The sequence below is a fragment of the Rhodoferax sp. genome (genome assembly GCF_014859475.1).
Lineage (GTDB): Bacteria > Pseudomonadota > Gammaproteobacteria > Burkholderiales > Burkholderiaceae_C > Rhodoferax.
Genome location: NZ_JACUUE010000103.1, coordinates 1 through 8,550 on the forward strand (window position 1 = coordinate 1; position 8,550 = coordinate 8,550).

Here is an 8,550-nt window from a genome sequence, read left to right on the forward strand (position 1 = left end):
TTCAAGGTCCGTGTGCGGTATCGGGCCGGGTACGGATGGCTCGCAGTGACGGCTTGCCTGCGCAGGGTCTGTGTACGCTGTCGGGCCGGATTCGGCGGGCTCGCAATGACGACTGTGTTTCATCATTCGGGGCAGCTGGGTTGCCATGACCGTTAGACAGCCATCGGCCCGAGGCGGGCCTCCTACAAATTGCCAGACCACCCTCCCTGTAGGAGCGGCGCCCTCGCCGCGATGGGCTTATATTCGCGGAACCGGCGCCGGAATCTTCAGCGCTTGCTCTCGCCCGTGAGGCTGAGCAAATCACCACCCCCACCGAGTGACAGCAGCCCGGATTTGGCATAGATGCCCAGCTTGGCTCGGGTGTCAACAATGTCGAGGTTGCGCATGGTGAGCTGGCCAATGCGGTCGGCCGGTGAAAACGGCGCGTCTTCCACTTTCTCCATGCTCAGGCGCTCGGGCGCGTAGGTGAGGTTGCTCGATTCGGTGTTGAGCAGCGAGTAGTCATTGCCGCGGCGCAGTTCCAGCGTCACTTCGCCAGTCACGGCGCGCGCCACCCAGCGCTGGGCGGTTTCGCGCAGCATGATGGCCTGCGAATCAAACCAGCGGCCCTGGTACAGCAGGCGGCCCAGTTTGCGGCCGTTGTCGCGGTACTGCTCGATGGTGTCTTCGTTGTGGATGCCGGTGACCAGACGCTCGTAGGCGATGAACAGCAGCGCCAGCCCGGGGGCCTCGTAAATGCCGCGACTTTTGGCTTCGATGATGCGGTTCTCGATCTGGTCGCTCATGCCCAGGCCGTGGCGCCCGCCGATGCGGTTGGCTTCGAGGATCAGGCTCACCAGGTCGGGGTATTCGGTGCCATTCAAGGCCACCGGGTGGCCTTCTTCGAAGCGCACCGACACTTCTTCGGCCTTCACCACGCAGTCGTCGCGCCAGAACGGCACGCCCATGATCGGGTTGACGATGCGAATGCCGCAGTTGAGGTTTTCCAGGTCCTTGGCCTCGTGGGTGGCGCCCAGCATGTTGCTGTCGGTGCTGTAGGCTTTTTCGGCACTCATCTTGTAGCCAAAGCCGTGCGCGGTCATGAATGCCGACATTTCGGCACGACCACCGAGCTCGTCAATAAACGCCTGGTCGAGCCAGGGTTTGTAGATTTTGAGCGCCGGGTTGGTCAGCAGACCGTAGCGGTAAAAACGCTCGATGTCGTTGCCTTTGAAGGTGCTGCCGTCGCCCCAGATGTTGACATCGTCCTCCTTCATGGCGGCCACCAGCATGGTGCCGGTCACGGCGCGGCCAATGGGCGTGGTGTTGAAGTAGGTCACGCCCGCCGTGCTGATGTGGAAGGCGCCACTTTGCAGCGCGGCCAGACCCTCGGCGGCCAGCTGGCTGCGGCAGTCGATCAGGCGGGCCTTTTCGGCGCCGTATTCCATCGCCTTGCGCGGGATCTCGTCGTAGTCGGTCTCGTCGGGCTGGCCCAGGTGCGCGGTGTAGGCGTAGGGCAGGGCACCCTTGAGCTTCATCCAGTGCAGCGCGGCGCTGGTGTCGAGGCCGCCGGAAAAGGCAATGCCGACCTTTTGGCCGGCGGGAATGTTTTGAAGGATGGTGGTGCTCATGGTGATGATGCGATGGATCGATGTAAGGGTGCGATTTTAGGGGAGTGGCAATGATTCACATTGCCCGTGATCCAAAGCGTTGACCGCGATAAAGTGCGTGCTGACCAGGCTTATTTTGAGAGTGTTTTGAATATCTCGGCTGCAGCCGCCACTGTGGCGGCAATGTCGGCATCGGTGTGCGCCGCGCTGACAAAACCGGCTTCGTACAGCGCCGGGGCAATGTAAACGCCACGGTCGAGCAGGCCGTGGAACAACTGGTTGAATTTGGCACCATCGGACTTCATGACCTGGCTGTAGGTGCTGGGCAGGGTGTCGAGCAAATAAAAGCCCATCATGCCGCCCTCACTGTCGCCACAAAAGGGCACGCCTTCGGCTTTGGCCGCTTGGCTCAAACCGCTGATCAGGGCGCGCGTCTTGCGGCCCAGTTCGTCATGGAAGCCGGGCTTGCTGATTTCTTTCAGGGTCGCCAGCCCGCAGGCCGTGGCCACCGGGTTGCCGCTCAGCGTGCCAGCCTGATAGACCGTGCCCAGCGGTGCCAGCTGTTCCATCACCGCGCGCTTGGCGCCAAAGGCGGCCAGCGGCATGCCGCCGCCAATCACCTTGCCCATCACCGTCATGTCGGGCTCAAAACCGGGGATTTCCTTGGCATAGACGCTTTGTGCACCACCCAGCGCCACCCTGAAGCCGGTCATGACCTCGTCCAACACCAGCAGCGCGCCGTATTGGGTGCAGAGCTCGCGGCAGCGCTTCATGAAAGGCACGCTGGCGCGCACAAAGTTCATGTTGCCGCAGATCGGTTCCATCATCAGGCAGGCGATCTCGCTGCCCTGTTCGGCAAAGGCGGCTTCGAGTTGTTCGATGTTGTTGTACTCCAGCACGAGGGTGTGCTGCACCACTTCGGGCGGCACACCGGCGCTGGTCGGGTTGCCAAAAGTGGCCAGGCCCGAGCCGGCTTTGACCAGCAGCGCATCGGCGTGGCCGTGATAGCAGCCCTCGAACTTGATGAACTTGCTGCGCCCGGTGGCACCGCGCGCCAGCCGGATAGTGCTCATGCCGGCTTCGGTGCCAGAGCTCACCAGGCGCACCATGTCCATGCTCGGCATCAGCTTCAAAATGGCCTCGGCCAGTTCGATTTCGCGTTCGGTGGGGGCACCAAATGAGAAGCCTTCGAGCAACGCCTTTTGCACGGCTTCGACCACCGCCGGGTGGCCGTGGCCCAGAATCATCGGGCCCCAGGAGCCGATGTAGTCGGTATAGCGCTGGCCGTTGGCATCCCATATATAGGCGCCCTGGGCGCGGCTGATGAAGCGCGGTGTGCCGCCCACGGCGCGAAAAGCGCGCACCGGAGAGTTGACGCCGCCCGGGATCACTTTTGAGGCGCGGGCAAACAGGGTGGCATTGAGGTCGGTAGAGGATGTCATGGTGTTCTTGAGGCAAAATTGGACGGCATGCGCCAAGTTTGATTGTTGGAATCGGCCTGGTGCGCTTAAACGTTGATATTCTATTGGAAGGCCTTGGACGCTGTGACGCAATCAACAACCTGGATGTGCCTGATTTGTGGCTGGATTTATGACGAACAGGTGGGCGACCCCGAACATGGCGTGCCCGCGGGTACTGCCTGGCGCGATGTGCCGCTCAACTGGACCTGCCCCGAATGCGGTGCCCGCAAGGAAGATTTCGAGATGGTTCAGATTTGAGGCGCCGGCTGGCCTGACTTCTTGACCACCGCGTAACGCTGTAATGTCTTGGCGCGCGCCTCGTCGTGGGCCACGATGGGCTGCGGGTAGTCACGGCCCAGCGTCACGCCGGCCATTTGCAATTCGAGCGGTTTGGCAGCCCAGGGCGCATGGATGGCTTTGTCTGACAGGCTGGCCAGTTGCGGCAGGTAGCGGCGAATGAACTTGCCCTGCGGGTCAAACTTTTCGCTTTGGCTGACCGGGTTGAAGATGCGAAAGTAGGGCTGTGCGTCGCAACCACTGGAGGCCACCCACTGCCAGCCACCGTTGTTGGCCGACAGGTCGAAGTCATTGAGCTTTTCGGCAAAATAGCGCTCGCCCCAGCGCCAATCAATACCTAAATCCTTCACCAGAAAGCTGCCTGCCACCATGCGCAAGCGGTTATGCATGTAGCCGGTCTGGTTGATCTGGGCCATGGCGGCATCCACCAGCGGGTAGCCGGTGCGCCCTTCGCACCAGGCTGCGAACAGTGTTTCTGCATGCGAACCGCTTTCCCATTCAATGGCATCGTATTCCGGCTTGAATGCCTGCTGCGCCACATGCGGGAAATTGGCCAGAATGGCAAAGTAAAAATCGCGCCACACCAGTTCGCTGAGCCACACCGCCGCGCCCGCGCTGCCTGCGGCCTGGCGCTGCAGCGCAATGCGCACCAGTTGGCGGATCGACACGGTGCCAAAGCGCAGGTGCACGCCAAGGTAGCTCGGGCCTTTGACAGCCGGAAAGTCGCGCGTGGCATGGTAGTCGTCCATGCGCTCGAAAAAGGCCTCGAACAAGGTTTGGCCGCCGCGCTCACCGGTGGGAATCTTCAGGCTGGCCAGGTTGGTGGGCGCAAAACCGATGTCGGCCAGGCTGGGCACGGGGCGCTGGAATTCTGGCGGGCGTTCGCTCAAGCGCTGCGCCAGCGGTGCGCTGTCGCACGGCACCAGGTCTTGCGGGTTCACGCGTTTCAGCCAGTTGTTTTTGTAGGGGGTAAAAACGCCATACGGTGTGCCCGACAGGGTCAGGATGTCGCGGCCTTCAAAAATGACTTGGTCTTTGCAGGTGAAAAACGCGCAACCGGCTTGGGCCAGCGCATGGCGCACGGTCTCGTCGCGTGCCAGCGCTTGCGGCTCGTAGTCGCGCGCGGCAAATACCGCCTGCACCTTCAATTGGGCCGCCAGGCGGGGCAGCGCATCACTGGCCAGCGCATGGCACACGATCAGACCCGCGCCTGCCTTGCGCTTAAGCTGGCGCAAGGCCGCGTCCAGTTCCGCCAGCGATTCGCGGATGAACGCCACGCGGCGGTCAGCGCGAGGCAGCGGCGCCAGAATCGCCTCGTCGAAAACAAAAACGCAGTGCACGCGTGAGCATTGACTCAGCGCCAGGTGCAGCGCGGCGTTGTCCGCCACGCGCAAATCGCGCCTGAACCACATCAGGCCGGTGTCAAAATTTTGGGTCATGTTCATCGCTAAAATTGTTGCATGTCATCCGATTCTGCCCCCATCAACCTGACGAATCATTTTCTGATCGCCATGCCCGGTCTGCAGGATCCGCTGTTCGGCCAAAGTGTCGTGTATCTGTGTGAGCACAGCCCGCGCGGGGCCCTGGGGCTGGTTATTAACAAACCCTGCGATATCAGCCTCAAGGGGTTGTTCGACAAGGTGGAGCTGCCCTTGACGCGCCCCGACCTGCAGGCTGCGCCAGTGTTCTATGGCGGCCCGGTGCAAACCGAACGTGGCTTTGTGCTGCACGAGGTCACTTTTGCCGATGACAAAAAACCCGAGCAACCCGTCTATGCCAGCACCATGGTCATTCCGGGCGGCCTGGAGATGACCACCTCGCGCGACGTGCTGGAGGCCATCTCGGTCGGCAGCGGGCCGCGCAAAGTATTGATTTCATTGGGTTATTCGTCCTGGGGCGAGGGCCAGCTGGAGTCTGAGCTGGGCGACAACAGCTGGCTCACGGTAGAGGCTGATGCGCGGCTGATCTTCGAGACCCCGGTGCCCGAGCGTTATGCGCAGGCGCTCAAGTTGCTGGGCCTGGAGCCCTGGATGCTGGCACCCGATGCCGGGCACGCATGAGCACGCTGACCGACAGTTCAAGCCTTGACCCGCAGCCGCTGGTGCCGACCCATTTGCAGACTTTTCTGGCGCTCGACTTCGGCCTCAAGCGCACTGGTTTTGCAGTGGGCAACCGTATTTTGCGCACCGCCCAGCCGCAGGGCACCATCAACGCCGAGGGCAAGGCGCGCTTCGAGAAAGTGGCGCAACAGCTCAAGACCTGGCAGCCCGACGCGTTGGTGGTCGGTGTGCCGTTTCACCCGGACGGCGCCGCCCACGACAACACCGTGCGGGCGCGCAAATTTGCGCGCCAATTGCATGGCCGCTTCAACTTGCCGGTGTTCGAGGTGGACGAGCGCTACACCACCACCGAAGCCCATTCCATGGGCGCGCGTGATGCCGATGCGGCGGCCGCCTGCATCATTCTGGAACAGTTTTTAAGGAGTCTTCCATGAGCACATTGGCACTCGATGCCGAGGCGCTGTATGCCGATCTGGCGCACCAGTTGCGCCCGCTGCTGCAGCCCGACACGCAACTGCTGGGCATCGCCTCGGGCGGCGTCTGGCTGGCTGAGCGCCTGCAACGCGACCTGGGCCTGGCGCAACCGTTTGGCGTGATCTCGTCGACCATGCACCGCGACGACTTTGCACGCCGCGGCATGACCAGCAGCGCGCAGACGCAAATTCCCTTTGACGTCAACGGCGCCCATGTGCTGCTGCTCGACGATGTGCTGTTCACCGGGCGCACGGTGCGCGCGGTGCTCAACGAGCTGTTCGACTTTGGCCGCCCGGCCAGCGTCAAGCTGGCGGTGCTGGTGGATCGCGGTGGCCGCGAGCTGCCAGTCCAGGCCGACCTGTGCGCCGCGCGCATCACGCTGCCCGCCACCCAGTCGCTGGCGCTGGTGCGCCAAGAGGACGGTTGCTTCAGTTTCAACGTGAAAGAAATTTAGCCATGCTCTACCAGCGCAACCCGCAGCTCAACAAAAACGGCGAGCTGATCCATTTGCTGTCAACCGAGGGCCTGCCAAAGGGCGTCCTCACCCAGGTGCTCGACACTGCCACCAACTTTGTTTCGGTGGGCAACCGCGAGGTCAAGAAAGTGCCCTTGCTGCGCGGCAAAAGCGTCTTCAACCTGTTTTTCGAAAATTCTACGCGCACCCGCACCACCTTCGAGATTGCCGCCAAGCGCCTGAGCGCCGACGTGATCAACCTCGACATTGCCAAGTCGTCGGCCGCCAAGGGGGAATCGCTGCTCGACACCATTGCCAATCTGAGCGCCATGGCCGCCGACCTGTTTGTGGTGCGCCACAGCGAGTCGGGCGCGCCCTACCTGATCGCCCAGCATGTGGCGCCGCATGTGCATGTGGTCAACGCCGGCGACGGCCGTCACGCCCACCCTACGCAAGCCCTGCTCGACATGTACACCATTCGCCACTATAAGGGCGACTTTGCCAACCTGACCGTGGCCATTGTGGGCGACGTGCTGCACTCGCGTGTGGCGCGCTCCGACATCCACGCCCTCACCACGTTGGGGTGTGCCGAGGTGCGCGTGGTCGGCCCCAAGACCCTGGTGCCCTCCGACATGGCGCAAATGGGCGTGCGTGTCTGCCACACGCTCGAAGAAGGCATCAAGGACGCTGACGTGGTGATCATGCTGCGCCTGCAAAACGAGCGCATGAGCGGCGCGTTGCTGCCGTCAAGCCAGGAATTCTTCAGGAGCTTCGGGCTGACGCCTGTGAAATTGCAATTGGCCAAGCCTGACGCCATCGTGATGCACCCGGGCCCGATCAACCGCGGCATCGAAATCGACTCGGCGGTGGTTGATGGCCGCCAGAGCGTGATCCTGCCGCAGGTGACCTTCGGCATTGCGGTGCGCATGGCGGTGATGAGCATCGTGGCCGGCAACGAAGCCTGAACTGAAGCCTGAACTTTTTTGAGACAAACAGATGAACAAGCAAACACGTGTGCTGATTCAGGGTGGCCGGGTCATCGACCCCGCCAGTGGTCTGGACGCGCAAGCCGATGTCGCCCTGGCCAACGGCGCTGTCCTCGCGATTCAAAATATTCCTGCTGATTTTCAGCCGGAGGTCACGATTCCAGCCGCGGGCTGCCTGGTCTTGCCGGGTCTGGTGGACCTGGCGGTGCGCCTGCGTGAGCCGGGCAACGAGCACGCCCGCATGCTCGAATCTGAAATGGCGGCGGCGATGGCCGGTGGCATCACCAGTCTGGTTTGCCAGCCCGACACCGACCCGGTGCTCGACGAGCCCGGCTTGGTCGAAATGCTGCGCTTTCGCGCCGAAAAACTCGAACAGGCGCGCGTCTATCCCATGGGCGCGCTCACGCGTGGCCTGAAAGGCGAAACGCTCACAGAAATGGTGATGTTGTCCGATGCCGGTTGCGTCGCCTTCAGCCAGGCCGAGGTGATGCTGGGCAACACCCAGGTGATGCAGCGCGCGCTGCAGTACGCCACTACCTTTGGTTACGCCGTGTGGCTGCGCCCGCAGGATTATTTTCTGGGGCAGGGCGTGGCGGCCAGCGGCCCGCTGGCAACCCGCATGGGCTTGAGCGGCGTGCCGGTGATGGCCGAGACCATTGCCCTGCACACCATCTTCGAGCTGATGCGCAGCACCGGCGCGCGCGTGCACCTGTGCCGCATCAGCAGCGCGGCCGGCGTGGCGCTGGTGCGCCAAGCCAAGTTGGATGGCCTGAAAGTGAGCTGCGACGTCAGCATCAACTCGCTGCATCTGACCGACACCGACATCGGCTACTTTGACAGCCGCGCGCGGCTGAACCCGCCCTTGCGCCAGCAGCGCGACCGCGACGCGCTGCGCGCCGGCTTGGCAGACGGCAGCATTGATGCGCTGGTGTCAGACCACACGCCGGTGGACGAAGACGCCAAGGCCTTGCCGTTCGCCGCAAGCGAGCCCGGTGCCACCGGGCTGGAGCTGCTGCTGAGCCTGGCCTACAAATGGCATCAGGACAGTGGCGTGGATTTGCTGCGCGCGCTGGCGGCAGTTACCACCGGTCCGGCCAATGTGCTGGGTGCGGCACTGGGCCCCCGGCTGGGCCGCACCGGACGCTTGCAGGTGGGTGGTTTGGCCGATGTGTGCGTGTTCGACCCGCAGGCCGCCTGGACGGTGCAGGCTGACGCTCTGGTCAGCCAGGG

9 protein-coding genes are annotated in these 8,550 nt (G+C 63.0%); 6 read left to right on the top strand and 3 right to left on the bottom strand.

Translation table 11 applies throughout. The features are described from left to right. Positions 1-266 precede the first annotated feature (266 nt). Both argG and hemL read right to left on the bottom strand, forming a co-directional pair. Positions 267-1,610, bottom strand: coding sequence for an argininosuccinate synthase (gene argG, locus IBX54_RS09730; protein WP_296542462.1), 1,344 nt, complete (start codon positions 1,608-1,610; stop codon positions 267-269). A gap of 110 nt (positions 1,611-1,720) precedes the next feature. Next, on the bottom strand, positions 1,721-3,031 hold the full coding sequence (gene hemL / locus IBX54_RS09735; protein ID WP_296542463.1) for a glutamate-1-semialdehyde 2,1-aminomutase: 1,311 nt from the start codon (positions 3,029-3,031) through the stop codon (positions 1,721-1,723). A 123-nt stretch (positions 3,032-3,154) separates the two neighbouring features. Between hemL and IBX54_RS09740 the strand changes: the two genes are divergently transcribed. Further along, on the top strand, positions 3,155-3,307 hold the full coding sequence (locus IBX54_RS09740; RefSeq protein ID WP_296276371.1) for a rubredoxin: 153 nt from the start codon (positions 3,155-3,157) through the stop codon (positions 3,305-3,307). Here IBX54_RS09740 and IBX54_RS09745 read toward each other — a convergent pair. Then, entirely contained in the window at positions 3,298-4,785 is a 1,488-nt protein-coding gene (locus IBX54_RS09745) for a deoxyribodipyrimidine photo-lyase (protein ID WP_296542464.1), read from the bottom strand. The genes IBX54_RS09740 and IBX54_RS09745 overlap by 10 nt on opposite strands. A 21-nt stretch (positions 4,786-4,806) precedes the next feature. On the opposite strand from IBX54_RS09745, the gene IBX54_RS09750 reads away from it, so the two are divergent. From IBX54_RS09750 to IBX54_RS09770, 5 genes are all read left to right on the top strand, one after another. After that, entirely contained in the window at positions 4,807-5,406 is a 600-nt protein-coding gene (locus IBX54_RS09750; protein WP_296542465.1) for a YqgE/AlgH family protein, read from the top strand. Beyond that, positions 5,403-5,840, top strand: coding sequence for a Holliday junction resolvase RuvX (ruvX, locus tag IBX54_RS09755; protein WP_296542466.1), 438 nt, complete (start codon positions 5,403-5,405; stop codon positions 5,838-5,840). The genes IBX54_RS09750 and ruvX overlap by 4 nt, the downstream gene beginning before the upstream one ends. Further along, positions 5,837-6,334 carry a bifunctional pyr operon transcriptional regulator/uracil phosphoribosyltransferase PyrR gene (gene pyrR, locus IBX54_RS09760; RefSeq protein WP_296542467.1) on the top strand — a complete coding sequence of 166 codons (498 nt, stop codon included), beginning with the start codon at positions 5,837-5,839 and terminating at the stop codon, positions 6,332-6,334. The genes ruvX and pyrR overlap by 4 nt, the downstream gene beginning before the upstream one ends. Before the next feature lie 2 nt (positions 6,335-6,336). Then, positions 6,337-7,299: an aspartate carbamoyltransferase catalytic subunit gene (locus IBX54_RS09765; RefSeq protein ID WP_296542468.1), complete on the top strand. Its 963-nt coding sequence runs from the start codon at positions 6,337-6,339 to the stop codon at positions 7,297-7,299. 31 nt (positions 7,300-7,330) lie between these two features. Next, a partial coding sequence (locus IBX54_RS09770) for a dihydroorotase (protein WP_296542469.1) occupies positions 7,331-8,550 on the top strand: 1,220 nt, incomplete at its 3' end.